This window comes from Arthrobacter sp. S2(2024), from assembly GCF_036662515.1.
Lineage (GTDB): Bacteria > Actinomycetota > Actinomycetes > Actinomycetales > Micrococcaceae > Arthrobacter.
Genome location: NZ_JAYKZI010000001.1, coordinates 201,819 through 227,926, shown reverse-complemented (window position 1 = coordinate 227,926; position 26,108 = coordinate 201,819). Strand labels below are relative to the sequence as shown.

Sequence of the window (26,108 nt, the reverse complement as noted above, 5' to 3'; positions counted from 1 at the left end):
GGTATTCGCTGATGACGTTGCCACACGGCTGGCGCCGCCGGACAGCATCGGCCGCGCTGGCGGCCATGCTGGCCGGGGGAAGCCTTGCAGGGGCCCTGCTTACTGCCCCTTCGGCGTTCGCCGACTCTTGGCGGGACAAGGAATACTGGCTCAACGAGTACGGCATTTCCGCAGCCTGGCAGGTATCAAAGGGCGCCGGGGTGAAAGTGGCCATCATCGACAGCGGAGTGGACGGGCAACACCCCGACCTCAACGGCGCGGTGGTCGGAGGAACCGACGCTTCCGGTGCGGGCGACCCCAACGGACAGAAAAGCATCGGGGCCAAACCTGAGCACGGGACCCTCGTCGCCACGCTGCTGGCAGGGCGTGGACACGCTCCGGCCAGCCCATCGGCGTCTCCGTCGCCGGGGCCGTCCCCTTCGCCCGGTTCCGGCGTCGGTCCGGACGGAATCGTCGGCGTCGCGCCCGAGGCCCAGATCCTCTCCGTTTCCGCCTGGCTCGGTTCGCCGAATCCGGCGGGCAAGACGGACCAGGAACAGATTCCCGAAGCTGTCCGATGGGCGGTGGACAACGGCGCCAAGGTCATCAACATTTCCCTCGGCAGCACCTCGCCTGATTGGCCCCAAAGCTGGGATGCGGCGTTCCTCTATGCCGAACAAAAGGACGTGGTGATCGTGGCCGCGGCGGGCAACCGGATCGGCGGAAACGTCCAGGTGGGCGCGCCGGCCACGATTCCGGGTGTACTGACCGTGGCGGGACTCGACCGGAACCGTACGGCCAGCGTCGACGCTTCTTCGCAGGGAATCAGCATCGGCGTCTCGGCGCCCGCGGAGAAGCTGGTGGGCGGACTGCCCGGTGGGAGCTATGAAGATTGGGCCGGCACGTCCGGCTCCGCGCCGATTGTCTCCGGCGTCGCGGCACTTATCCGCTCGAAGTGGCCTGATATGAGCGCCAAGCAGGTCATCAACAGGATTGTGTCGACGGCCGAGGATGCAGGCGCGCCCGGCAAGGACCCCATCTATGGCTACGGCATCCTCAATGCCGAGGCGGCCCTGAAAGCCGATGTACCCGAGGTAGCGAGCAATCCCGTGGGATCCATTGCGGACTGGATCCGGGTCCATCGACGTGGCGACCTCAGCAGCCCGACGCCTCCGTCAACGTCGAAACCAAGCATTCCCGCGGCCACCTTGGCGGATCCCACAGTTCCCGCGGCCAAGGCGCCATCGCAGTCCGACACTGCGGTTCCGGCCGCGGTGGTCATCGGCTTTGGTTCGCTTTTCGTGGCGATCGTCGCGGGCGCCACCGTCCAATTGAGGCGCGCCTACCGGACCTCCCCGGAACTGCCCGACGAGACCTCGACCGGCGTGGTGGACGTCGTGGATCCGAGCCCCCCGAAATAGCCTCAGGCGCCGATCCGTAGCGTCGGGAAATAGTTAGTGAAGATTTTCACAAGGTGCTGTACTCTGTTCTTATGGCAACCACCCCTGAGCTCATTGACCGTCCCCGTGTTCTCGTTGTCGGCGGCGGATACGTCGGCCTGTACGTAGCACTCAAGCTGCAGAAGAAGATCGCGAACGCCGGCGGCATCGTCACCGTCGTTGATCCCCTTCCCTACATGACCTACCAGCCCTTCCTCCCCGAAGTGGCCGGCGGCAACATCGAGGCACGCCACGCCGTCGTCTCGCACCGCCAGCACCTCAAGCAGACGGAACTCATCCAGGGCCGCGTCACCAGCATCGACCACAAGAACCGCACCGCCGTTGTTGCTCCGGCCGACGGTGGAGTGCCTTTCGAGATCCCGTACTTCGACGTCGTGGTTGCCGCCGGCGCCATCACCCGGACGTTCCCCATCAAGGGCCTCGCTGACGAAGGCATTGGCCTGAAGACCATCGAAGAAGCGGTCGCCCTGCGCAACAAGGTCCTTGAGCGCATCGAGGTTGCCTCCACCATGACGGACGCCGCCGAACGCGCCAAGGCCCTGACCTTCGTGGTCGTGGGTGGCGGTTTCGCAGGTATCGAGTGCATCACCGAGATGGAAGACCTCGCCCGCGCTGCCGTCAAGAACAACGCGCGCATCCGCCAGGAAGAGGTCCGCTTCGTTCTCGTCGAAGCCATGGGCCGCATCATGCCCGAGGTCACCGCAGCCCAGGCAGAGTGGGTTGTCGAACACCTGCGCAGCCGCGGCATCGAGGTCCTGCTCAACACCTCCCTCGACAACGCAGAGGGAAGCCTCAAGCTCATCAACCTGCCGGACAAGACGCCTGCCCAGGAGTTCGAAGCCGACACCCTCGTGTGGACTGCAGGCGTGCAGGCCAACCCGATGATCCGTTCCACCGACTTCCCGCTCGAGCCGCGCGGACGTGTCCGTGTCCTCCCGGACCTGCGCATCGCGGGCGACGAAGGCATCATCGACAACGCCTGGGCAGCCGGCGACATCGCTGCCGTCCCGGACCTCACGGGCAGCGGCCTGCCGGACGGCACCTGCGTTCCGAACGCCCAGCACGCGCTGCGTCAGGCCAAGCGCCTCGCCAAGAACCTGTGGGCCTCCCGCTGGGACAAGCCCATGGGCGACTACAAGCACAAGAACCTCGGTGCGGTTGCCGGCTTCGGCGAATGGAAGGGCGTTGCCAACATCAACATCCTGGGCCGTATCGGCCTCAAGGGTGGACTCGCCTGGCTGGCCCACCGCGGCTACCACGGCCTGGCCATCCCCACCGGTGAGCGCAAGGTCCGCGTGATCTTCAACTGGATCCTGGGCATGACGATGGGCCGCGACACCACCCAGCTGCTGGACCTCGACAACCCGCGTGGAGCCTTCGTGGCCGCGGCCACCCCGGCTCCCAAGCCGGCCGCCGCACCTGCGCCGGCCGCTGAGCCCGCCGAAGCCAAGGCTCCGGTCACGGCTGACGCCAAGTAGCGAACCCCAAGCAGCCCCGCCGACGGCGGTCGTTTCCCACGCGGGAGCGGCCGCCGTCGTCGTTTAACTCGCGGCCCGTCCGCGACGGCGGTGCAGGCATGGCCGGCGACGGCGGGTCCTAGACTTGCAGCATGGCTGGCGAAAGCGATCTGACGACCCTCCTGGGATCCATGCACCCCGTCCTTCGGGACGGCGACTACGTGTACGCGTTGTGGCCGCACGGCAAAGCGCTTGAGGGCGATATCGAAGCCGCTGTCCGCGAAGCGGAAGGCCTCACGGTGGTCCTGCGCCGTGAAGAAGCCGGACGCCTGGGACTGTCCTACGATTTCGTGGCGGCGTGGATCACTCTTCAAATCCACTCTGCCTTGGACGCCGTGGGGCTCACAGCGGCCGTCAGCTCCGCCCTCACGGCCGCTGGTATCAGTTGCAACGTCCTGGCAGGGTTCCATCACGACCACCTGTTGGTTCCATCCGCCGAACGCGGGCGCGCCATGGAAGTCCTTAAGCTGCTGGGCCAGGGCGTGGTGGTGCGAACGGAGCGGCAGGATGACCGCGAGTCCGTGCTGGCGCTCACGGCTGCCGCCTTTTCCACCAGCCCGGTCACCGGGCTGCCCGTCGACGGAGTCCCGGCCGAAGTGAAGCTCCTGCGTGAACTCTTCGAGTGCGATGAGTACCTGCCGGAGTTCAGCATCGTGGCCGAGATTGCGGGTGAGATCGTGGGCCACGTCATCAGTACCCGCGGCCGGATAGGGGAGCTCCGGCTTTTGGGGCTTGGCCCCATCAGCGTCGAACCGCACCTGCAGCGGCGCGGCATCGGATCTGCCCTCTTGCGGGAAACCGCTCGACGGGCCGACGAAGCGGGCGAACCGGGCATCGCCCTGCTGGGCAGTCCCGAGTACTATCCGCGCTTTGGATTCCTGCCCGCGCGCACGCTGGGCGTGGTGGCCCCCGACGCCGGGTGGGGAGACCATTTCCAACTGTTGCCCCTCAAAGCATGGCCCGACGGCGTCAGTGGAACCTTCCGTTATGCCGCGCCGTTTGAACGGCTCTAGGAGACGAAAGAGGGGAGTGCACTGGGTTACCATTATCCGGGCGCCCCAGTAGCCCAATTGGCAGAGGCAGCGGACTTAAAATCCGCGTGTTGTGGGTTCGAGTCCCACCTGGGGCACGCATGCGAAATGCGAACCCTGCGGCCCCACTTGTTGCGCCAAGCTGTGCCGTGACAGGAATTTAACCCCGCGTTCATGTGAAGGGCCGTCCGGACTGGACAGCGACACACCGTTATTAGATCCTGACCTGCGTATATGTGTTCTAGGACACATATTTGGTAGTACTCTCATGGAACATGTTCGAAGTGAAAGTGACTTCGGGCGAATGACCACGAATCAGACGCACCGCGGAGGCTATTTATGTACAGGAAGAAAGTCATTTCGGCGATTGCAGCAGCAGCCACCCTCGGCATGCTGGTGGCGGGCTGTGCGAATCAGACTGCCCCTAGCGGCACCGAAACCTCGGGTGGCGGCGGCAGGATCAATATCCCTGCGATTTCCAAAGTCGACGTTCCTGCCGGAGCTGTTTTGCCTGCAGGCGATGGCAAGGCAAATTGCCCGTCAACCACCACCCTTGCCTATGCCGGTGCCGAGACAGGACCCAACGCCCAGCTGGGTATCAACATCTTCAACGGCATCCAACTGGCCATCAACCAGCACAACACCGCGAACCCCGGCTGCCAGGTCCAGTTCAAGAAATTCGATACTGAAGGCGATCCGAACAAGGCCACTGGCCCGGTAACGCAGATCGTGTCCGAGCCGGACATCATCGGAGTGGTGGGCTTGCCCTTCTCGGGAGAATCCAAGGCCACCGGCAACATCTTCGAGCAGAAGGGCTTGGTGCACATCACGCCCTCCGCAACCAACCCGAGCCTGACGAAGAACGGCTGGACCACTTTCTTCCGGGCCCTCGGCAATGACGCCGTCCAGGGTCCGGCCGCAGCGAAGTTCCTCACGGACAAGCTGCAGGCCAAGAAGGTCTACCTCGTCCAGGACGACTCTGACTACGGCATCGGTTTGGGAACCACAACCTCCGCGGCCCTGGGCTCCGCGATGGTGGGGTCCGACAAGGTTGTCACAGGCCAGAAGGACTTCTCGGCCGTGATCTCCAAGATCATGAACGCCAAGGCAGACACCGTCTACTACGCGGGCTACTACGCAGAAGGCGCTCCCTTCGACCAGCAGCTGGTTGGAAAGGGATTCACCGGCTCCTTCGTGGGCCCGGATGGCGTGAAGGATGACCAGTTCATCAAGCAGGCCGGCGACGCATCGTCGAACTCGTACTTCACCTGCCCGTGCATCCCCGGCGAGCTGATCCCGAGCTTCGAGTCCGAGTACAAGAAGCTTGCCAACGCTGAGCCCGGAACCTACTCCATTGAAGGTTACGACGCAGCCACGGTCCTGCTCTCCGGTATCGACAAGGGCAAGCAGTCCCGCGCGGACCTTCTTTCCTGGGTCAAGTCCTACGATGCAGACGGCCTGTCGAAGCACTACAAGTGGGATTCAACCGGCGAACTGGCAACGCCTGATGTTTACGGCTACAAAGTTGAGAACGGCAAGATCGTTCCCATCGGCGTCATCGGAAAATAACACCGAGCCCAGATGAATGCTGGGGGTTAGCATCCATGCCGACCCCCAGCATTTCTTTTGATTACATCAGGAAGTGCCATGATCAGTGAAGTAATTCCCAACCTGCTCCACTCGGTTCCCATGGACGATACGTGGATCACCTTCGACGTAAACTCCTTTACCGAAAATTTCTGGAGTTCTACCTTTGACGGGTTGACCTTCGGGGCAATTTACGCGTTGGTAGCCCTCGGCTATACCCTCGTCTACGGCGTTCTCAACCTCATCAACTTTGCCCACTCCGAAGTGTTCATCACGGGCTGTTACGGGGTGTTCTTTACCCTCAGCGCGCTGAATTTCGGGCCCTCTGCTCCGAGGCTGGCCTTTTGGGCCATCGTGGGAAATCTTGTCCTCGCCCTCGTCGTCGCCATCATCGCCTCAGCCTTGATGGCAGTGATCGTGGAACGGGTGGCCTATAAACCTTTGCGGCAGCGCAAGGCGCCCCGCCTGGCATTCTTGATTACCGCCATCGGTGTTTCCTTCGCCATTCAGTACACCATCTACTGGTGGCGCGGACCGAGCCCGGAGGCTGCGCTGACGATGTTCAGGCCGCTCCCGATTTTCGACGTCTTCGGGACGATCGTCGATTCGCAGCAGGTGGTGATCGTGGTCGCAGCGATTATCCTCATGATCGCCACCGACCAGTTCATCAGGCGGTCCCGGACCGGCCGGGGCATCCGTGCCGTGGCGCAGGACCCGGATACCGCAACTTTGATGGGTGTCAACAAGGAAAAGATCATCGTGACCACCTTCATCATCGGAGGGATCCTGGCCGGCGCAGCCGCCTTGTTCTACGTGATGAAAATCCCGTCCGGCGTGCAATACAACGGCGGATTCATCCTCGGCGTCAAGGCCTTCGCGGCCGCTGTCCTCGGAGGCATCGGCAATGTGCGCGGCGCTTTGCTGGGCGGCCTGCTGATCGGTTTGATCGGCAACTACGGCCAGGTGCTCCTGGGCAGTTCCCAATGGACCGACGTGGTGGCGTTCGTGGTCCTGGTGTTGGTATTGATTGTGCGACCCGAAGGTGTCTTGGGTAGCTCGCTAGGAAAGAGTAAGGCATGAGCACAACAGACGGCCCCACACTTATTCCCGATGATGCTTCGGCACAGGAAATTGCGGACCGCGAAGCCAAAATGCGGCGCCGCAAAGGCTGGTTCCCGGGACTCAGCGACAAATGGAACGCGCTCCCGCGCCAAACCCAATGGCTGATCCTCATCGTCGTCGTGGTCATTGCGTACTTGCTCCCCATCCTCAACCCGCCGTTGATCACGACGGAACCAGGCAACAATTGGCAAATCGCGCTCGCGCAAATGTCTGTTTATGCCCTGGTGGCTGTGGGCTTGAACGTGGTGGTCGGCTATGCGGGCCTCCTCGACTTGGGCTATGTGGCATTCTTTGCCCTGGGTTCCTACACGGCGGCAATGTTTACCAGCCCGGATTCGCCGTATGTGCACATTCCCTACTTGTGGACGCTCCCGCTGGCGATGGCAGTCGCCATGTTCTTCGGAGTGGTCCTCGGTGTGCCTACGCTTCGCCTTCGCGGCGACTACCTGGCTATCGTCACGCTCGGCTTCGGTGAAATCGTGCGCATTTTGGCCACGATTATTCCGGCGATGAAAGGCCAGGTTGGCTTCCAGAACGTTGGCCACCCTCCGGGAACGGATTCGAGCGGGCAAACAATTTTCCAGAACTCGAACGGAACCCCGTGGTACTGGCTGACGCTGTCCATCATCATCGTGGTGCTTTTGGCCGCGGGAAACCTGGAGCGCAGCCGCGTGGGACGCGCCTGGATTGCCATCCGCGAGGATGAAGATGCCGCGGAAATCATGGGCGTCCCGACCTTCAAGTACAAGGTGTGGGCTTTTGCCATCGGCGCTTCCGTGGGCGGGCTCTCGGGTGCCTTGTTTGCCGGGCAAGTGGGCTTTGTGAACAACCAGAAGTTCGATATCGCCACGTCTATCCTGTTCGTCGCTGCCGTTGTCATGGGCGGCACGGGGAACAAGGTCGGTGCGATTCTCGGCGGTGCGTTGGTGGCATATATTCCACTCCGTTTCACCGCGATTGCCGAGTTCAAGTATCTGATCTTTGGCGCGGCGCTGGTGGTCATCATGATCTTCCGCCCCGGTGGCCTTCTGCCCGCACGCCAAAGCCTCCTCGCCTACGGCCGCCTGGCGTACAACAAACTCAAGGGTGCCATGGGCGACATTCCTGCTTCGGGCAAAGTCGTCCTGGAACCGGGAAAGGGGGCTGACAAATGAGTGAAGCGATCGAACCGGATATTGATGTAGAGGCACTCAAGGAACAGGGTGTGGACCTCGAAGTCGCCGAGAAGGTGGCCCCTGAGAGGGACATCGTCACCAAAGTGGGCGAAGCCTTGGTGCAGGTCCAAGACCTCACCATCAAATTCGGCGGCCTGACGGCTCTGGACAATGTCACGTTTGATATCAACAGAGGCGAAATCCTCGGTCTCATCGGCCCCAACGGTGCCGGTAAGACCACTTGTTTCAATGCCATGACGGGTGTCTATAAGCCGACGTCCGGAAAGGTCCTGCTCGAAGGACAATTGCTCAACGGACTGCCGCAGCACCGGATCACCAGGCGTGGCCTGGCGAGGACCTTCCAGAACATCCGCCTTTTTGGTGAGATGACCGCTTTGGAAAACGTGGTTGTCGGCCTCGATGCACGCCACCGCACGAGTGTCGGCGGAGCGCTCTTCCGTCTGCCCACTCATGTCCGGGAAGAGAAAACCGCCATTGAACGCGGCATGGCATTGCTTGAGTTCGTGGGCATCGCCGATCATGCCCACTTCTTGTCACGGCACTTGCCTTACGGTTACCAGCGCCGCCTGGAAATCGCGCGCGCACTTGCGACTGATCCCAAAGTCCTGTGCTTGGACGAGCCCGCAGCAGGGTTCAATCCGGCGGAAAAAGAAGAGCTCATGGCCCTGATCCGGACCATTCGTGACGACGGCTACACGGTCCTGCTCATTGAGCACGACATGAAGTTGGTCATGGGGGTGACCGACCGGATCGTGGTCCTTGAGTTCGGGAAAAAGATCGCGGATGCGGTGCCGAAGATTATCCGCGATGACCCGAAAGTTATTTCCGCCTATCTCGGGGAGCCTGAAGATGACCTTGCTTGAGCTGAAGAACATATCCGTCCACTATGGCCGGATCCAAGCCATTTCCGACATGTCATTCAGCGTGGAGGAAGGCGAAATCGTCTCGCTCATCGGGGCAAATGGTGCCGGCAAGACCACCACCATGAGGACCATCTCCGGATTGCTGGCTCCGTCGGCTGGCTCCATCACGTTCGCCGGCAAGGACATCACCAGGATGAAAGCGCACATCCGCGTCGTCCAGGGCATTTCGCAAGCGCCTGAGGGCCGGGGAATTTTCCCCGGCATGACGGTGGAGGAGAACCTTGACATGGGTTCCTACGGCCGCAAGGACCGGACCAAGGTTGCAGACGATTTGGAGCGAGTCTTCGACCTGTTTCCGCGGTTGAAGGAACGTATCAAGCAGTTTGGCGGCACCATGAGCGGTGGCGAACAACAGATGCTCGCGATTGGCCGGGCCCTGATGTCCAACCCCAAGCTGTTGCTCCTGGATGAACCTTCCATGGGGCTGGCTCCGCAGTTCATCCGCCAGATCTTCAAGATTGTCACCGAGATCAACAACCAGGGCACCACGGTGCTTCTGGTGGAGCAAAACGCCAACCAGGCCCTGGCCCGTGCACACCGTGCTTTTGTCCTGGAAACCGGGTCAATTACGCACAGGGGCACCGGCAAGGAACTGCTCGCCAACCCGGCGGTCAAGGAAGCGTACCTCGGCGTCGGATAGCCCCGGGTGCCGGCACCCTCGCAACGCGGAGGGTGCCGGCATCGGCGGCGGTGGAACTTTCGGTGCGGACCAAGCGTGGGAATTGGTAGCGTGAACTATCACTTCGCACCCACAGCAAGAAGGACATCCACCATGGCACTCGGCGGCAACCCGATCTTCAACGGAAAGAATTTCCGTGGAGCCACACAGGCTCCGCCCGTTCCCAGCTACACCCACGGCCAGCCCCAGTATGGCCAGCCCCAGTACGGCCAGCCTGCCTGGGCGGCACAGCCGCCCATGACGAGCGATCAGCTGCAGGAGATGTACAACCAGCCCGCAGCCGGTCCGGCCGAGACCGGCCGTATGACTTTCGACGACGTCATCGTCAAGACGGCAGCGTGCCTTGCGGTGCTGCTGCTTGGCGCGGCGGTCACGTTGTTCGTTGCTCCGGGAACCGCAAATCTCCTGATGATTGTCGGCGCGTTGGGCGGCTTCGCGTTGGGCATGGTCAACTCCTTCAAGAAGCAGCCGTCCCCGGCACTGATCCTGACGTATGCCGGACTTGAGGGTCTGTTCCTCGGAGGCCTGACCCGCCTCCTGGACGGAATGTTCCCGGGCGTCGGCCTGCAAGCTGTCATTGGCACCCTTGCGGTGTTCGGCGTGACCTTGGCTCTCTTCAAGAGCGGCAAGGTGCGTGCCACCCCCAAGGCTGTTCGCTTCTTCATGATCGCCATGCTCGGCTACCTCGTCTTCGCAGTGATCAATATGGTCCTGGTGTGGACGGGCGCAGTCCAGTCGCCGTTCGGCCTGAGCAGCAGCGTGCACATCTTCGGCATCCCGTTGGGCGTTTTCATCGGCATCCTGGCTATCGGCCTGGCCGCATTCTCACTGGTCATGGACTTCACGAGCATCGAACAGGGTGTCCGGCAGGGCGCTCCGGAGAAATACTCCTGGACGGCCGCTTTCGGCCTGACCGTCACGCTCGTGTGGCTGTACGTGGAGATCATCCGCCTGCTGGCGATCCTGCGCGGCGACGACTAAGCTCCCAGGATTTGTTGAGCGTAGTGCCCCTGAAGATCCGTCTTCAGGGGCACTACGTGTCTTTCCGGTGCGGTTAGGACAGACGCTCGAAGACCACCGCCATGCCCTGCCCGCCACCGACACACAGGGTCGCCAGTCCCAAGGTGCCGTCCCGTTCCCGGAGGCCATTGAGCAAAGTGGTGGTCATCCGGGCGCCTGTCATGCCAAAGGGATGGCCAAGGGCGATGGCGCCGCCGTGGACGTTGAGTTTCTCCGGATCGATGCCGAGTTCGCGGGCGCTCGCTACCACCTGGACGGCGAAGGCTTCGTTGAGTTCTACGAGGTCAATGTCCGCCATTCTCAGCCCCGCCAGGGCCAAGGCCCGGCGCGACGACTCCACGGGCCCCATGCCCATGAGTTCCGGGGAAAGGGCGCTGACTCCCGTCGAGACGATGCGTGCCAGCGGCTCGAGGCCAAGCTCCCGGGCCCGGAAATCGCTCATGACCACCACGGCTGCGGCGCCATCGTTGAGAGGGCAGGCATTCCCGGCGGTCACGGTCCCTTCCTTGCGGAAGACCGGCTCCAAGGCGCTGACCGCTTCAAGGGTGACGCCGGCGCGAGGTGAATCGTCGCGCTCGACGACGGTCCCGTCTTTGCGGGTGTACGGCGTGATCTCGCGGGCGTAGAAACCGGAGGCGATGGCCGCCTCGGCGCGGTTCTGGCTCTGGACCGCCCACAGATCCTGCTCGGCCCGGCTGATTCCGTGGCTCGTGGCGACGTTTTCCGCGGTCTGTCCCATCGCGATGTAGACGTCCGGCATCCGTCCTCCCATGCGGGGATCCGTCCACGGGGTGTTGGACGCGGCCCGGGCGGCCGTACGGGCGCGCGCGGCTTCAAACAGGGGGTTGTGCACGCTGGTGTCGGTTTCCCCTGCCCCGACCCAGTTCTGGTAGCGGGACACCGATTCGACCCCCGCCGAGACGAAGGCGTGGCCTTCTCCGGAGCTGATGGCGTGGAAGGCCATCCGCAGGGTTTGCAGGCTCGAGGCGCAGAAGCGGTTGATCGTGGCCGCGGGGACGGTGTCCAGGCCGGCCAGGACGGTCACCACCCTGGCCATGTTCGAGCCGGCCTCGCCGCTGGGCTCGGCGCAGCCAAGGTAGAGGTCATCGAGCCCGCGGCCGTCTAGTGCCCCTGGATCGAAAGCCGGAATCTTCGCCAGCGCGGCAGTCACCATGGCCGCCGCGAGGTCGTCGGGACGTTCGTCCTTGAGGGACCCTTTGAAGGCCCGTCCAATGGGGCTTCTGGCGGTGGAAACGATGACGGCCTCAGTCATGCCCCCAGCTTACGCCGGGGCCGGCCCGCCGAAAGGCGGCGGATGCACGGACCTCAGGCGAGTCGTGTGGCCCCGGCGGCCGGGGTCACGGTGAAGATGTCCGGCGTCGTGAAACCGGCCGCCGCGAAGGCGCGTACGACGGCGTCGCGCACCTCCTGCTCGTGGCCCACCGGGGTGAGGGCGATGGCCGAGCCGCCGAAGCCGCCGCCCGTCATCCGGGCGCCGATGGCACCGTGGGCTCGGGAGGTTTCCACCGCGAGATCCAGTTCCGGACAGGAGATCTCGAAGTCATCGCGCATGGACGCATGGCTCGCATCCAGGAGCCTGCCGATGTGGGCGGGGCCCTCCGTGGTGAGGCGTTCCACGGTCTGCAGCACGCGGTCGTTTTCCGTGACGATGTGACGCACCCGCCGGAAAGTGATGCTGTCCAGGAGGCCGCTGGCTTCCTCCAAGTCGCCGATGCCGACGTCGCGCAGGGCCGGGACCCCCAGTACCTGGGCCCCGAGTTCGCAGGAAGCACGACGCGAAGCATAACCGCCGTCGGCATGTGAATGGGAGACCTTGGTGTCGATGACCAGCAGAACGAGTCCGGCCTCCTGGGCGTCGAAGGGGACTAGTTGCACGCTCTGGTCGCGGCAGTCCAGGAAGACCGCATGGCCCTTTGACCCGCGAAGCGACGCCGACTGGTCCATGATTCCGGTAGGGGCGCCCACGAAGTCGTTCTCGGCCCTCTGCGTTGCGAGGACCATGTCTTCGGCGCCCAGTCCCGCGCCCGTTAGCTCGTTGAGGGCGGAGATGACGGCGCATTCGATGGCGTGCGAGGAGGACAGTCCCGCGCCCAGCGGGACATCCGAATCCATGAGGAGGTCGAAGCCCGGGACAAGGACGCCGCGCTGTTGCAGGGCCCAGGCGACGCCGAGCGGATACTTCGTCCAGCCTTTGGCCGCTTCGGGAACCAACGCGTCGACGTCGGCTTCGACGAGGCCTTGCCCGCCGAAGGTAGACAACAGCCGGACGCGTGAGTCATGGCGGATCCGGACTGCAACCTTCGCGGTCTTGTCGATGGCGAAAGGCAACACGAAACCTTCGTTGTAATCGGTGTGCTCGCCGATCAGGTTCACGCGTCCCGGTGCCTGCCACACGCCGTCGGGGGCTGAACCGAAAGTCGACTCGAAAAGCCCGGAGAGGGCGCCCACGGCGGGGGCGTCGGGAGTGGAGGTCATGCTGGGGCCCCTTCCGGAATAGCGCGCTGGGAATCGCTGGCGACGGCGCGCAGCCGTTCGGCCACCGATTCGGGCGTGGTGTCGTTGATGAAGGCTCCCATGGCGGCCTCGGAACCGGCAAGGTACTTGAGCTTGTCGGCGGCACGGCGTGGGGAGGTGAGTTGCAGGTGCAGGTGGCCGGACGGTCTCAAGACGCGATCCAGGGGTGCCTGGTGCCAAGCGGAAATGTACGGTGTGGGAGTCGGATACAGGGCGTCCATGCGCTTGAGCAATTCAAGGTAGACGTGGGCTAGTTCGTCGCGTTCTTCGCCGCTCAAAGCGGCGAGATCGGGAACTTGCCGATGCGGGACGAGATGCACCTCCAACGGCCAGCGGGCGGCGAACGGCACGTAGGCGCTGAAGTGCTCGGCTTCGAGCACCATGCGGCTCCCGTCCTGGCGTTCGGCCTTGAGGATCGAGGACGTGAGCGATTCCCGGCCCTTGGATTCGTCGAAGTACCGGCCGGCGGCGGCGCCAAGGCTGGCCGCCCGCGGCGTGACGTAGGGGTAGGCATAAATCTGTCCGTGCGGGTGGTGAAGGGTTACCCCGATGTCAGCGCCCCGGTTTTCGAACGGGAACACCTGCTGGATTCCGGGAAGGGCGCTGAGCGCCTCAGTCCTGTGCGCCCAGGCTTCGACGACCGTGCGTGCCCTGGTTTCGCCAAGCTCGGCAAAGGATCCGGTGTGGCTGGGCGTGAATGAGACAACTTCGCACCGGCCGTATGCAGGGCCGGAGGTTCCCCAAGCGGGCATGCCCGGGATCATGCCGACCGCCGGCCCCAGTGAGGGGAAGCGGTTCTCGAACACCACGACGTCGTAGTCCGGCGCCGGGATTTCGGAAGGGTTCGAGGGCGTGGTGGGGCAGATGGGACATTGGTCTGCCGGTGGCAGGTGGGTGCGGCTTTGGCGGTGTGCCGCCACGGCGACCCATTCGCCGCTCAGCGCGTCGTAGCGCAACTCGCCCGGATCGGCGCGCTGCGGCAGCTCACGGTGATCCGTCAGCGAGCCGGGATCGCGCTCCGGCGAGCCGGCGTCGTCGAAATAGATCAGCTCCCGGCCATCGGCGAGGCGTGTGCTGGTAAGGCGAGTCATGGATTTATGGTGCCACAGAGTGCTCAAAAAGGCAAAATATCTAACAAAAAAGAACATTGAGGGTGAAGCCAAGCAACACATGGGATGCAGTACGGTGGTGCCATGCCTCCCACAACACCGTCTTCGACACCGGGCGAAGAGACCGTATCCCGACGCTTTGCCAGCGGACGCCAATTCGAGATCCGCCGCGGTGACGCACTCGCCGTCGTCACCGAGCTCGCCGCGGGCTTGCGGTTGTTCAGCCGCGACGGCGTCCAGCTCACCGAGAGCTACGGCGACGCGCAACTTCCGCCCGGGGCCACCGGAATTACCCTGGCCCCGTGGGCCAACCGGATCGAGGACGGGATCTGGTATCTCGACGGCAAAAAGCAGCAACTGGACATCACGGAGGTGTCCCGCAACAACGCCAGCCACGGGCTCCTGCGCAACTCGTCCTACGCCCTCGTGGCGGAAGGCGAATTCTCCGTGACCCTCGAAGCCGTGATCTTCCCGCAGCACGGCTACCCCTTCCTGGCCCGGCATCAGGTCCACTACGAGATCGACGCCGGGCTGGCGCTTCGGGTCTCCCAGAGTTTCATCAATGATTCGGCGGCCCCCGCGCCCTTCGTCCTCGGGGCGCACCCGTATTTGCGTGTAGGGGATGTTCCGCCGGAAGAGATGGTCCTGACTGTCCACGCCGGTACGCGGCTCGTGGCCGACGAGCGGCTGATCCCGCGTAGTTTGGTGCCTGTCGACGGTGATTTTGATTTTGGCGCCGGCCGGAGTGTGGGTGGCCTGGATGTCGACGTGGCGTTCACGGATTTGGAGTTCGACGGCGGCATCGCCCGCCAAACGCTGTCGGCGCCGGATGGCCGAAGCGTCTCCTTGGAGCAGGACGAAAACTGCACCTACGTCCACATCTTCGTCACGGATACTTTTCCGGGCCGCTCGAAAGCGGTGGCGATTGAGCCCATGACCGGTCCGGCGAACGCGTTCAACTCGGGCGCTGGCCTCCGGTGGCTCGAACCGGGGGAGACCTTCACTATGGGGTGGGGAATCGTGGGCGCGCTGTAGATGGGTTTCCTATCGGGCGCTCCCTGCGGAATTATGGGTGAATGACGCCAGCACAGGACGCCACGCCATCGAGTGAGCCCGTTTCGGCCGCGCCCAGGCAGGTGCCGGAGCATCACATTGCGCAGGACATCCCGTACGGAGTCCGGATTGCTGCCGCGTGGGCATGGCGGGTGGGCCTCATATTGGTGGTCGTTGGAGCCCTTATTTGGCTGTTGGGGAAGGTCAGCTTCCTGATCATCCCGCTCATGGTCGCCTCCCTCCTGGCAGGCTTGCTCTACCCGGTCACGGGGTGGCTCAGGAAGCTCAAGATGCCCCAAGGAGCGGCCGTTGCCATCACAGTGGTGGGCTTCCTCGGGGTTATCGCGGGAGCCCTGGCGTTGGTGGGACGGCAACTCGCTGTGGGATTCGGCGAGCTGTGGCAGGAAGCGCTCACGGGCGTCCAGCAAATCCAGGCCTGGCTCGCTGACGGCCCGCTGCACCTGACCGCGGACCAGATCGACACCTACATCCAGAGCGCCACCTCGGCCCTGCAGAACAACAGCAGCAGCATCCTCAGCGGTGCCCTGTCCTTCGGTAGTACCGCCGGGCATTTTGCCGCGGGCATGGTCCTGGCCCTCTTCATCCTGATCTTTTTCCTCCTCGAGGGGGCCAGGATCTGGCGGTTCATCGTCGGGCTCCTGCCCCGGACCGCACGCGCAGCGGCCTATGGCGCGGGCCGGCGCGGTTGGTCGTCCATGGTCAGCTACGTGCGCATCCAGATGTTCGTTGCGTTCGTGGACGCGGTGGGGATCGGCGTCGGCGCAGCGATTATCCAGGTTCCCCTCGCCCTGCCCCTGGGTGTGTTGGTGTTCATCGGCTCGTTCATCCCGGTGGTCGGTGCCCTCGTGACGGGAGCCATCGCGGTGCTCCTGGCCTTGGTGGCGAATGGTCCCGTCAACGCGCTCGTCATGTTGGCCATCGTCCTGTTCGTGCAGCAGCTTGAAAGCCATATCCTCCAGCCGCTCATCATGGGCAAGGCCGTATCGCTTCACCCGGTCGCCGTCATCTTGTCGGTCGCCGCCGGTTCCTATCTGGCCGGAATCCCGGGAGCGCTCTTTGCCGTCCCGCTCCTCGCCGTAGCAAATACGGCGGTTCGCTATATTGCAGCGCGGACGTGGGAACATGATGAAGGACTGATGACGGCGTACGCCGGCGCAGGGATTGCACCACCGGACTCCGATGAGGAACCCACCATCAAGGAAATCCACGGTCCCGGCGCCAACGCGGGCGCACGGTCCAACAGCGGCGAAGGCGCCGCAGGTCAGCACGCGGCTGCGGAACGGACATTCGCCAAGGATGCCGCACAGCACACCAACAAAGGAGATTAACCCGTGAATACCCTCGATACCCTGCCCGTCACCCTGGACGATGTCCTTAAGGCGCAGGAGCTGCTCGAGGGCATTATTACCAAGACCCCCATCGAGTCCTCGCGGGCGCTGGGAGCGATGGTAGGCGGAGAGGTCTTCTTCAAATGCGAGAACCTCCAGCGGGCAGGTTCCTTCAAGGTCCGCGGTGCCTACGTGCGGATGGCACGCCTGTCTCCCGAGGAAAAGAAGCGCGGCGTGGTGGCGGCTTCGGCAGGCAACCACGCGCAAGGCGTTGCGGTGGCGGCGAAAAGCCTCGGAATCAAGGCACGCATCTACATGCCGCTCGGTGTGGCGCTTCCGAAGCTTGCCGCAACCCGCAGCCACGGAGCCGAAGTCGTCCTGCACGGACACAACGTGGATGAGGCCCTGGCCGAGGCGCAGCGCTACGCGAACGAAACTGGCGCGGTCTTCGTCCACCCCTTCGACAACGTCGACGTCGTGGCGGGCCAGGGCACGGTCGGGCTCGAAATCCTGGATCAGGTCCCTAACGTCGACACGGTCCTGATGGGCGTCGGTGGCGGTGGCCTGCTGGCCGGAGTCGCCGTCGCGATCAAAGCGAGGGCCAGGGAGCTGGGACGCGAGATCCGGATCATCGGCGTGCAGGCCGAGAACGCGGCCGCCTACCCGCCGTCGCTCGCCGCTGACGCCTTGGTGCCGCTCAAGAAGGTTTCCACCATGGCGGACGGCATCGCCGTCGGACGCCCCGGCCAGCTGCCGTTCAGCATCATCCGCGAACTCGTGGACGACGTCGTGACGGTGAGCGAAGACTCTTTGGCCCGGGCCCTCATCTTCCTGCTCGAGCGCGCCAAGATGGTGGTCGAGCCGGCCGGTGCTGTCGGCGTCGCAGCCCTCATGGACGGCAAGATCGAGAACCCGGGGACCACCGCCGTCATCCTGTCCGGCGGCAACATCGACCCCATGCTGATGCTCAAGGTGATCCAGCGCGGCCTCTCGGCTGCGGGGCGCTACATGACCGTGCGCATGATGCTGGATGACCGTCCCGGTTCCTTGGCGACCATTGCCCGCATCATCGCCGAAAACGATGCCAACGTGACCGGCCTGGACCACACCCGGGTGGGCGGCGCGATCAGCATGGGCGACGTCTCCATCACCGTCAACCTGGAAACCAAGGGCCACGAACACAGCGAGCAGGTCCTGGCAGCCCTTCGAGCCGAGGGCTTCCACCCGATCGTGGTGCACTGACGCCGTAGCCCAGCCCAACTGACTCGCAGTTGTTGTCGTTATGAGCCCTCAAAACGACAACAACTGCGAGCTAGTTGGGGGAACGCAAAGCAAAACGCCGGCCCGCCCCGGGAAGGGGTGGGCCGGCGTTTTGCTTTGCGTTCCCCCAACTCGCTCGCAGTTGTTGTCGTTATGAGCCCTCAAAACGACAACAACTGCGAGCTAGTTGGGGGAACGCAAAGCAAAACGCCGGCCCGCCCCGGGAAGGGGTGGGCCGGCGTCGTTGTTTCGCGGAACAATCAACCGGCGAACGGCTTGGCGGAAACAATCTCCACCGGAATTTCCTTGCCGTTGGGGGCGACGTAGCTGATCTTGTCGCCTTCCTTGTGGCCCATGATCGCCACGCCGAGCGGGGACTTCTCGCTGAAGACGTTGAGATCGGAATCACCGGCGATTTCACGGGATCCGAGCAGGAAGGTCTCTTCGTCACCGGCGATGCGTGCGACGACGAGCATGCCGGGCTCGACGATTCCATCATCGGCCGGAGCTTCGCCCACCTGGGCGTCGCGCAGGAGCACGGTCAGCTGGCGGATGCGGGCCTCGATCTTGCCCTGCTCTTCCTTGGCGGCATGGTATCCACCGTTTTCCTTGAGGTCGCCTTCCTGACGGGCGGCTTCGATCTTCTGTACGATCTCCGCACGGCCAGGGCCGGAAAGGTGGTCCAGCTCTGCCTTCAGGCGGTCAAATGCGTCCTGGGTAAGCCAAGCTGCAGGCGCGCTGTTGGTGGTCGACACGGACTTCTCCTTATGGATCTGACAAGCAAAGACCCCGCCGGTGCAGGCCACTCGTGGAACTCAGCAACCAACTCAGCGGGGTTAAGGTATTGATCCAGTGTAGTCAATCCTGTGGACAAACCCAAGCTCACTGAGTCGCGGGTCACACCGTTGCTATTTGCTGCCGTCGACAATCCAGCAGTTGTCCACGACGGCCGACACGGCCTCGGACTCCGTGCGAAGGATGGCCCTTTGGGCGGTTGTCTGGCCACCGTCGGCCCCCGCCTTCGGGGCATTCGGGCCGATCTCAACGACTTTCCAGCCGACCACCGCGAACTTGGAATCCATGGCCTTGACCGCGCATTTTGCGGTGGCACCCGGGTTCTTTGTGACCTGGAAATCGACCGACAGCTGGGTGGCATCAGTAGCGCTGTAACCGATGTCCTTGAAAGACACAGACGATTGCGAGGAAGACATAGTGACCCAAAACAAGAGCCCGATGACCACGAGGAGGACGGCGATGACGATGTTCCGTTTGGTTTTCCCTCCGAAGGCGCGCTTTTGGCTGCCGTAGCGATTGGCTAGGCTGGTAGTTGCTGGCAGCGCCGTGCCCGATGGGTCTTCCGAAGTCACCCACCCAGTTTAGTGGGCTTCCGGCGCCTCTTCGCCCACAGCGGAGTCGCACGCGTTAGAAAGACCTGATCAGTACAGCCACCAGCAAACCCAGAACAGCATGACCCGGAAAGAGGAACCGTACCGGATGAGCACATCGACCAGCCCCGACACGCAGCTCCGGCTGCTCGCCGTCCACGCACACCCGGACGACGAGTCAAGCAAGGGCGCGGCAACCATGGCGATGTATGCGGCTTCCGGCGTGGAGGTCATGGTGGCTACCTGCACCGACGGTTCCCGCGGGGACATCCAGAACCCGGCCATGGAGTCCGCCCCGCACCCGAAGCGCGACATGGCAGGCGCGCGCCGTTTGGAAATGAAGCAAGCTGCCGCGGTCCTTGGAATCAAGCAGCGTTGGTTGGGCTTCGTGGATTCCGGACTGCCCGACGGCGATCCGTTGCCACCCCTGCCCGCCGGCTGCTTTGCGCTTCAGCCCCTTGAGCGGGCCTCGGCACCGCTCGTCCGCTTGGTCCGCGACTTCAAGCCGCACGTCATGGTGAGCTACGACGAAAACGGCGGCTACCCGCATCCTGACCACATCATGGCCCACAAGGTTGCCGTCGAAGCCTTCCACGCAGCCGGTGACCCGGAACGCTACCCTGGGACAGGCGAAAGCTGGGCGCCCAGCAAGCTGTACTACGACCGCGCCTTCAGCCCCGACCGCTTCCGGGCCTTGCATTTCGCGCTCGAAGAGGCAGGCCTGCAATCGCCCTACGCCGAACGCCTGGCCTCCTGGCTTGAAGCCGACGCGGAAGGACATACTCCCCCGAGGCCTATGCACCAGACCACCACGCAAGTGGATTGCGGTGACTACTTTGAGGCCCGTGACGACGCACTCAGGGCGCATCGGACGCAGATTGACCCCCTCGGCTTCTTCTTCGCGGTATCCCCGGAGATGCAGCGCAGGGCCTGGCCGTGGGAGGACTACACGCTGGTCGACTCCCGTATCCCGGCCGAACTGCCGGAAAAGGACCTGTTCGCAGGGCTAAGATAGGATCGCCGGCGATTTCTATCAAGCGTAGAAGTCGCCACCCGGCTGGAAACTCCCAAAGAAGGTTTGAACCGTGCACCACTTTCTCATCGCCCTGGCCACGACCCCGTCGCCTACCCCGACCCCGTCGCTGCGCCCCGGCTTGTCGGAAGACCAGGTGACCCCGGGAACCTGGGGATTCGTCCTGACTGCCTTCATCGTGGTGCTCACGACCTTCCTGATCGTCGACATGGTCCGCCGGATCCGGCGGGTCCGCTACCGCGCCCAGGTTGAAGAAGCCCTGGTCGGGGGTCCCGACGCGGCTGAGGCGGACGGTTCCGGGACTGGCGGCGCTGGGACCGGCACTGCTGAGACCGGCGGCGCTGCGACCGGCGCTGGGACCGGCACTGCTGAGACCGGCGGCGCTGTTGCGGGCAAGCCGCGCGCAGAAGACTCCGACGGCGATGCCGGCTCCGGAGCCCGCTGACCCGGGCATCACCCGGGAATGGCCGGGGGCGTCCAACGCCCTCGGCTCGGAACCGTCCGCCTATCTCCGCCAGCATGCGGACAATCCGGTGTACTGGCGGCCGTTCGGCGACGAGGCCTTTGCATTCGCGGCGGCCCGCGATGTTCCCGTCTTTCTCTCCATCGGCTATGCCGCGTGCCACTGGTGCCACGTCATGGCCCACGAGTCATTCGAAGACCAGGACACCGCCGAGTATCTGAACGCCCACTTCGTGGCCATCAAGGTGGACCGCGAAGAACGCCCCGACGTGGACTCGATCTACATGGCAGCCACGCAGGCCATCAGCGGCGAGGGCGGCTGGCCGATGTCCGTGTTCCTGACGCCTGACGGCTTGGCCTTCCATGCGGGCACCTATTTCCCGCCGAAGCCACAACCCGGAAGGCCGTCCTTCCGCCAGGTGCTTGAAGCGGTCCATGAGGCTTGGCTGGAACGCCGCGACGCCGTCGAGCAAAACGCGCGAGGGCTCGCCGTCGGCATGGCCGATGCCCAGCTCGCCTCAGCCGTGTTCCTCGACAGGCCGTCCGAAAGCCTGGACAGAAGCCTGTTATCGGAAGCCGTGCGTCTTCTCGCCCGTTCGGAGGACCCCGACGGCGGTGGCTTCGGCGGCGCTCCCAAGTTCCCGCCGTCGGCCGTTCTTGAGTTCCTGATCCGGCACGCTGCCGCGCCGTCGGATACCTCGGACGCCGCCCGCGACATGGCGGGCCGCACGCTCGCCGCCATGGCCCGTTCCGCACTGTGCGACCAGCTCGACGGCGGCTTCGCCCGGTATTCCGTGACCGCGGACTGGGCCGTGCCGCATTTCGAGAAGATGCTCTACGACAATGCCCAGCTCCTCCGTGCCTACGTCCACTGGGTCCGGCTTCGGGGCGACTGGGTCTTGCCGGCCGGCGAGGCCGCAAGTGTGGCGTCGCGGGTGGCGGACTGGATGCTCGGCTCGCTCGGCGTGGGTGATCCCGCGGCGCCGGACGGACTCGCTTCCTCGCTCGACGCCGATACCGTGGTGGACGGAGTGCATCACGAAGGGGCGTCCTACCTGTGGACTCCTGCGAGCCTCGAAGCCGTGCTTGGCCCCGGGGACGGCGCCGCAGTGGCCCGGCTCATGAACGTGGGGCCGTCCGGGACGGTCTCGGAACTCGGATCTCCGCTCCATCCCGGGCGCCAGCTCTCCGGTGCGGAATCGCGGTTGTGGAACCGAGTCAGGCCCGCCTTGCGCGCCGCGCGCTCGGCGCGGCCCCAACCGGCCCGGGACGACAAGGTCGTAGCGGGCTGGAACGGCCTGGCCATCGCGGCGCTTGCCGAAGCCGGCGCTGTCCTGGACAGGCCTGAACTGGTGACCGCCGCGGAAAGCGTGGCCGAGTACCTGGTGCGCGCGCACTGGCGTCCGGCCGCCGGCACCTCAAAGCCCGGGGCGAGGGTGCTGATCAGGGTCTCGCACGACGGCGTTGCGCGCGGCATCAGCGGCCTGTTGGAAGACTACGCATTTTGCGCCGAAGGCTTCCTGGCCCTCTACGCGGTGACTGGCCAGCAGCGCTGGTACCGGTTCGCGGAGGAGCTGATCAGCGGAGCCTGCGCGCGATTCGTGGTGGACGGCAGGTTGTCGGACTCCGTAGGGGAGTCGGCCCAGGTATTCAACGCGCAGGGCCAGCACGCGGGCCTGGACCCCTTCGACAACGCGGCGCCCAGCGGGGCAGCTGCGTTTGCCGGAGTGTTGCTGAGCTACGCGGCCTACTCCGGTTCGCACGAGCACAGGGCCATGGCGAGCAACATCCTCTCGCTCCTGCCGCCCATAGCCGGGCGGGCTCCACGGGTAGCGGGATGGTTGCTTGCGACCGCCCAGGCAGCCGCGGTTGGTCCCGTAGAGGCCGCAGTATCCGGCCCGCCAGGCGCCAAACAACGGGAACTCCACCGCGCGCTGTTGGCCTCGCCGAGCCCGGGGATGGTGGTTGCGGTCCAGCTCCGTGTGGCCGGCCAACAAGCGCCCGACGACGGCGCCCTGCCCGGGGCCCGGGCAGCGGAACCTGAGGTGCCGCTGCTCGAAGCCCGTACGGCTGCCGCGGACGGCTCACCGCTGGTGTATCTATGCCGGGGGATGGTGTGTGACCTGCCGCTTGGATCGGTCGAGGAACTCGCGCAGCGCCTCGACGCGATGGCGGAAGCCGCCGGCTAGCCCAGGATCGCCAATTAACTCAGCACGGCAATCATGATCGCGGCGAAATGTGCGGCGAACGCCAGCACGGTGAGGGCGTGGAAGAGCTCGTGGAAGCCGAAGTTCAACGGACTGAAGTTGGGCCTCTTGATTCCGTAGAAAACCGCGCCCGCGATGTAGAGGACCCCGCCCACGCAGATCAGGATCGCCGCTGGAACGTTCGCCGTGAAGAACTCCGGCAGGTAGAACAATGCCCCGCAGCCAAGCGCGACGTAGATGGGCACGTAGAGCCAACGTGGAGCGCCGGTCCAGAGAACCCGGAAAAGCACTCCCAGCAGTGCACCGGACCAGATCACCGACAGCAGGAGGACGGCCTTGGGACGCTCAAGCAGCGACCATGCGAGGGGCGTGTAGCTGCCCGCGATCACCAGCATGATGTTGGTGTGGTCCAGGCGCTTGAGGACCATCCTGGTCTTCGGCTCCCAATTGCCGCGGTGGTAGACCGCGGACACGCCGAAGAGCAGCACACCCGTCAAGGCGTAGATGGCGGAGGCGATTTTGCGATCCGTCGTTGGCGCCAATGTCACCAGGACGATCCCTGCCGCGACGGCGAAAGGCGTGGCCACAGCATGGATCCAGCCGCGCCACCTTGGCTTGGTTGTGAGCAGCTCCGACATCGTTAAAGCGTAACCCGCGCCTGGATAAGTTACTGCCGAGTAGCGCCCTTTGCGATCGTTTTCCGCTGTTCAGGTGTGCCGGCTGCCCGCCTTGGGAAGGTAGCCTTGGTGGTGCGCCTACGGCAGCGGTCCGGAGGTGTCGATAGTTGTTTGGCTGGGGGCTGGCTGCCAAGCGGGCCGGCCGCCGTCGTCGTTTGTTTCGCTTTTAACGTGCTGTTCATAGGAAGTCAGGTGAGTGTCCGGATGGAGTGGCCCGGCTTCCTCTACGGCTTCTACGAGCGCAAACTGCTCCGTTCGCTCGAGCGGGAGAAGATTCCCCGGCACATCGGCGTCATGGTGGATGGCAACCGCCGCTGGGCGCGGCAGTTCAACGCTCCGACCAGCGAAGGCCATCAGGCAGGCGCGGACAAGATCCACGAATTCCTCGGCTGGTGCCAGGAACTCGGTGTCAAAGTCGTCACGCTCTACATGCTCTCGACGGACAACATGAACCGTTCCGGCGAAGAGCTCGAACTGCTGATGGGAATCATCGCCAACACGCTCGACCGCTTGGATGACGACGCCGATATCTCGGTCCACGCCATGGGCGCGCCGGAGCTCCTTCCGGACTACCTCGCCGAGAGGCTCAACAAGCTCACGGCCCGCACACCGATCCGCGAGCGGCTGCATGTGAACGTGGCCGTCGGGTACGGCGGACGGCGCGAGATCGTTGACGCCGTGCGGGAACTGCTGCACGACGCCGTCGCGCACGGCCGCGACATCACCGAGCTGGCCGATGAGCTCTCAGTGGACGACATCTCGCGTTTCCTTTACACGCGAGGCCAGCCGGACCCGGATCTGGTGATCCGCACGTCAGGTGAACAGCGTTTGTCAGGTTTCCTCATGTGGCAAAGCGCCTACAGCGAGTTCTACTTTTGCGAGGCACTCTGGCCCGCGTTCCGCAAGGTTGATTTCCTGCGGGCCCTGCGGGACTACGCCGGCCGCCAACGCCGCTTCGGTTCCTGACTCGGTGACTTCCGGTGCGCTCCCGTTTACGGGAAGTTCACATGTTGTCTACACGAATCGCCGTTTGGGCTAACCGGAAATGTAATCGCACGGGAATACGTTAATCCCATCAGGAGGCAAACCGCCTGCTGATCGGGGAGGCCAGTAGATGGAGCGAATCATCGCACCAGTTACGTGGGGGGCCGCGCCCGGCCTTCCGGCCGAGCCGCCTCACGAATAAGCCGGGTTCGCCCGGGGCTGGAGTCGATGTGGCTATTTCTGAGCAACTGCCCGTAGTCGTTTCAGACGGGGAAAGTTCAGCTACCTCTCGCACCAAGCGGGCCAACAGCGGGCGGACTGCACAGTCCGGGACCCCGACTGGCCGGAGCTATGTGATTGACACTTCCGTCTTGCTTTCCGATCCGCACGCCCTGTTGCGCTTCGCGGAGCACGAAGTCATTGTCCCGATCGTGGTCATCACCGAATTGGAGGGCAAACGCCACGATCCCGAGTTGGGCTACTTCGCCCGCAAGGCCCTCAGGCTCCTGGATGACCTGCGCATCGAGCATGGCGGATTGAATCAAGCCATCCCGATCGGAACCGACGGCGGCACGCTGCGCGTTGAGATGAACCATGTGTCCACCGAAGTGCTTCCGGCAGGATTCCGTGGCCCGGACAACGACAGCCGCATCCTGGCAGTCGCCAAGAACCTCGCCAACGAAGGCCGCAACGTCACGGTCGTCTCCAAGGACCTTCCGATGCGCGTCAAAGCCTCCGCGATGGGGCTGTTCGCGGACGAATACCGCAATGAACTCGTCAAGGACTCCGGCTGGACCGGGATGGCGGAGATCGAAGCCAGCGAGGACGAAATCACCACCCTGTACGGGCATGAACCGGTGTTCATCCCGGCGGCGGCGGAGCTGCCCGTCAACACGGGACTGGTGCTGCTTTCCAACCGGGGCTCCGCCTTGGGACGCGTGGGCGCGGACAAACAAGTGCGGCTGGTCAAGGGGGACCGCGATGTCTTCGGACTGCACGGCCGCTCGGCGGAGCAACGGCTTGCGATCGATCTGCTCATGGATCCCAGCGTCGGAATCGTCTCGATCGGAGGCCGCGCGGGTACGGGAAAGTCGGCCCTCGCCCTGTGCGCCGGACTCGAGGCCGTCCTGGAGCGCCGGGAGCACCGCAAAGTGATCGTCTTCCGCCCCCTGTATGCGGTGGGTGGACAGGAACTTGGCTACCTTCCCGGTTCCGAGGCGGAGAAGATGAACCCCTGGGCGCAGGCGGTCTTCGACACTCTCGGTGCGCTCGTCAGCCAGGAAGTCGTGGAAGAAGTCATGGACCGGGGCATGCTGGAAGTCATGCCGCTGACCCACATCCGCGGACGTTCGCTCCATGACGCCTTCGTGATCGTGGACGAGGCACAGTCGCTCGAAAAGAACGTGCTCCTCACGGTCATGAGCCGTATCGGCCAGAACTCCAAGATCGTCCTGACCCACGACGTCGCCCAGCGGGACAACCTCCGCGTCGGCCGGCACGACGGCGTTGCCGCCGTCGTCGAGACCCTCAAGGGGCACCCGCTCTTCGGCCACATCACCCT

Annotated in this window: 23 protein-coding genes and 1 tRNA gene; 18 read left to right on the top strand and 6 right to left on the bottom strand. The window is 64.2% G+C overall.

All coding sequences use genetic code 11. The features are described from left to right. Positions 1 to 11 precede the first annotated feature (11 nt). The 10 genes from VLA65_RS00950 to VLA65_RS00905 all read left to right on the top strand — a co-directional run bounded on the left by VLA65_RS00950 (position 12) and on the right by VLA65_RS00905 (position 10,454). The gene (locus VLA65_RS00950; RefSeq protein WP_307052667.1) at positions 12 to 1,400 is read left to right on the top strand and encodes a S8 family serine peptidase; all 1,389 of its coding nucleotides are present in this window, start codon (positions 12 to 14) and stop codon (positions 1,398 to 1,400) included. A 71-nt stretch (positions 1,401 to 1,471) separates the two neighbouring features. Continuing rightward, positions 1,472 to 2,917: an NAD(P)/FAD-dependent oxidoreductase gene (locus VLA65_RS00945; protein ID WP_332601539.1), complete on the top strand. Its 1,446-nt coding sequence runs from the start codon at positions 1,472 to 1,474 to the stop codon at positions 2,915 to 2,917. A gap of 131 nt (positions 2,918 to 3,048) precedes the next feature. Continuing rightward, positions 3,049 to 3,969 carry an N-acetyltransferase gene (locus tag VLA65_RS00940; RefSeq protein ID WP_307052666.1) on the top strand — a complete coding sequence of 307 codons (921 nt, stop codon included), beginning with the start codon at positions 3,049 to 3,051 and terminating at the stop codon, positions 3,967 to 3,969. Positions 3,970 to 4,011: 42 nt separating this feature from the next. Continuing rightward, a tRNA-Leu gene (locus VLA65_RS00935) sits at positions 4,012 to 4,085 on the top strand. Between the two features lie 241 nt (positions 4,086 to 4,326). Then, a complete protein-coding gene (locus VLA65_RS00930) occupies positions 4,327 to 5,556 on the top strand; it encodes a branched-chain amino acid ABC transporter substrate-binding protein (protein WP_059387974.1) in 1,230 nt (409 codons plus the stop codon). A 78-nt stretch (positions 5,557 to 5,634) separates the two neighbouring features. Further along, positions 5,635 to 6,654 (top strand): branched-chain amino acid ABC transporter permease, encoded by a 1,020-nt coding sequence (locus VLA65_RS00925; RefSeq protein ID WP_059387973.1) that lies wholly within the window; start codon positions 5,635 to 5,637, stop codon positions 6,652 to 6,654. Beyond that, positions 6,651 to 7,850: a branched-chain amino acid ABC transporter permease gene (locus VLA65_RS00920; RefSeq protein ID WP_084784379.1), complete on the top strand. Its 1,200-nt coding sequence runs from the start codon at positions 6,651 to 6,653 to the stop codon at positions 7,848 to 7,850. Before VLA65_RS00925 ends, VLA65_RS00920 begins: the two co-directional genes overlap by 4 nt. After that, positions 7,847 to 8,734: an ABC transporter ATP-binding protein gene (locus tag VLA65_RS00915; protein WP_059387972.1), complete on the top strand. Its 888-nt coding sequence runs from the start codon at positions 7,847 to 7,849 to the stop codon at positions 8,732 to 8,734. The genes VLA65_RS00920 and VLA65_RS00915 overlap by 4 nt, the downstream gene beginning before the upstream one ends. Then, positions 8,721 to 9,434 carry an ABC transporter ATP-binding protein gene (locus VLA65_RS00910; RefSeq protein WP_284990397.1) on the top strand — a complete coding sequence of 238 codons (714 nt, stop codon included), beginning with the start codon at positions 8,721 to 8,723 and terminating at the stop codon, positions 9,432 to 9,434. The genes VLA65_RS00915 and VLA65_RS00910 overlap by 14 nt, the downstream gene beginning before the upstream one ends. 132 nt (positions 9,435 to 9,566) lie before the next feature. Further along, the gene (locus tag VLA65_RS00905; RefSeq protein ID WP_332601538.1) at positions 9,567 to 10,454 is read left to right on the top strand and encodes a Bax inhibitor-1/YccA family protein; all 888 of its coding nucleotides are present in this window, start codon (positions 9,567 to 9,569) and stop codon (positions 10,452 to 10,454) included. A 73-nt stretch (positions 10,455 to 10,527) separates the two neighbouring features. Here VLA65_RS00905 and VLA65_RS00900 read toward each other — a convergent pair whose 3' ends face one another. The 3 genes from VLA65_RS00900 to galT are packed head-to-tail and all read right to left on the bottom strand — an operon-like array spanning position 10,528 to position 14,119. Next, on the bottom strand, positions 10,528 to 11,766 hold the full coding sequence (locus VLA65_RS00900) for an acetyl-CoA C-acetyltransferase (RefSeq protein ID WP_332601537.1): 1,239 nt from the start codon (positions 11,764 to 11,766) through the stop codon (positions 10,528 to 10,530). A 53-nt stretch (positions 11,767 to 11,819) separates the two neighbouring features. Beyond that, positions 11,820 to 12,989, bottom strand: a complete 1,170-nt coding sequence (galK, locus tag VLA65_RS00895; protein ID WP_332601536.1) for a galactokinase — start codon at positions 12,987 to 12,989, stop codon at positions 11,820 to 11,822. Continuing rightward, entirely contained in the window at positions 12,986 to 14,119 is a 1,134-nt protein-coding gene (gene galT / locus VLA65_RS00890; protein WP_332601535.1) for a galactose-1-phosphate uridylyltransferase, read from the bottom strand. Before galT ends, galK begins: the two co-directional genes overlap by 4 nt. A gap of 102 nt (positions 14,120 to 14,221) precedes the next feature. Here galT and VLA65_RS00885 point away from each other — a divergent pair, with 102 nt between their 5' ends. Genes VLA65_RS00885 through ilvA form a run of 3 tightly spaced genes read left to right on the top strand, consistent with a single transcriptional unit; the run spans position 14,222 to position 17,781 of the window. Then, positions 14,222 to 15,172, top strand: coding sequence for an aldose 1-epimerase family protein (locus VLA65_RS00885; protein ID WP_332601534.1), 951 nt, complete (start codon positions 14,222 to 14,224; stop codon positions 15,170 to 15,172). Positions 15,173 to 15,213: 41 nt separating this feature from the next. Further along, on the top strand, positions 15,214 to 16,539 hold the full coding sequence (locus VLA65_RS00880; protein WP_332601533.1) for an AI-2E family transporter: 1,326 nt from the start codon (positions 15,214 to 15,216) through the stop codon (positions 16,537 to 16,539). Positions 16,540 to 16,542: 3 nt separating this feature from the next. Further along, positions 16,543 to 17,781 carry a threonine ammonia-lyase gene (ilvA, locus tag VLA65_RS00875; protein WP_284990405.1) on the top strand — a complete coding sequence of 413 codons (1,239 nt, stop codon included), beginning with the start codon at positions 16,543 to 16,545 and terminating at the stop codon, positions 17,779 to 17,781. Positions 17,782 to 18,059: 278 nt separating this feature from the next. Here ilvA and greA read toward each other — a convergent pair whose 3' ends face one another. Then, a complete protein-coding gene (gene greA / locus VLA65_RS00870; RefSeq protein ID WP_184736437.1) occupies positions 18,060 to 18,554 on the bottom strand; it encodes a transcription elongation factor GreA in 495 nt (164 codons plus the stop codon). Positions 18,555 to 18,707: 153 nt separating this feature from the next. After that, positions 18,708 to 19,166, bottom strand: a complete 459-nt coding sequence (locus VLA65_RS00865; protein ID WP_332601532.1) for a DUF4307 domain-containing protein — start codon at positions 19,164 to 19,166, stop codon at positions 18,708 to 18,710. Between the two features lie 127 nt (positions 19,167 to 19,293). Here VLA65_RS00865 and mca point away from each other — a divergent pair, with 127 nt between their 5' ends. From mca to VLA65_RS00850, 3 genes are all read left to right on the top strand, one after another. Further along, entirely contained in the window at positions 19,294 to 20,199 is a 906-nt protein-coding gene (mca, locus tag VLA65_RS00860) for a mycothiol conjugate amidase Mca (protein WP_284990407.1), read from the top strand. Positions 20,200 to 20,269: 70 nt separating this feature from the next. Continuing rightward, positions 20,270 to 20,662, top strand: a complete 393-nt coding sequence (locus tag VLA65_RS00855; protein WP_332601531.1) for a hypothetical protein — start codon at positions 20,270 to 20,272, stop codon at positions 20,660 to 20,662. Next, positions 20,640 to 22,868, top strand: coding sequence for a thioredoxin domain-containing protein (locus VLA65_RS00850; protein ID WP_332601530.1), 2,229 nt, complete (start codon positions 20,640 to 20,642; stop codon positions 22,866 to 22,868). Before VLA65_RS00855 ends, VLA65_RS00850 begins: the two co-directional genes overlap by 23 nt. Positions 22,869 to 22,882: 14 nt before the next feature. Here VLA65_RS00850 and trhA read toward each other — a convergent pair whose 3' ends face one another. After that, entirely contained in the window at positions 22,883 to 23,524 is a 642-nt protein-coding gene (gene trhA, locus VLA65_RS00845; RefSeq protein WP_059387965.1) for a PAQR family membrane homeostasis protein TrhA, read from the bottom strand. A 243-nt stretch (positions 23,525 to 23,767) separates the two neighbouring features. Here trhA and VLA65_RS00840 point away from each other — a divergent pair, with 243 nt between their 5' ends. Next, positions 23,768 to 24,529, top strand: a complete 762-nt coding sequence (locus VLA65_RS00840; RefSeq protein WP_059387964.1) for an isoprenyl transferase — start codon at positions 23,768 to 23,770, stop codon at positions 24,527 to 24,529. Between the two features lie 371 nt (positions 24,530 to 24,900). After that, a partial coding sequence (locus tag VLA65_RS00835; RefSeq protein WP_442880126.1) for a PhoH family protein occupies positions 24,901 to 26,108 on the top strand: 1,208 nt, incomplete at its 3' end.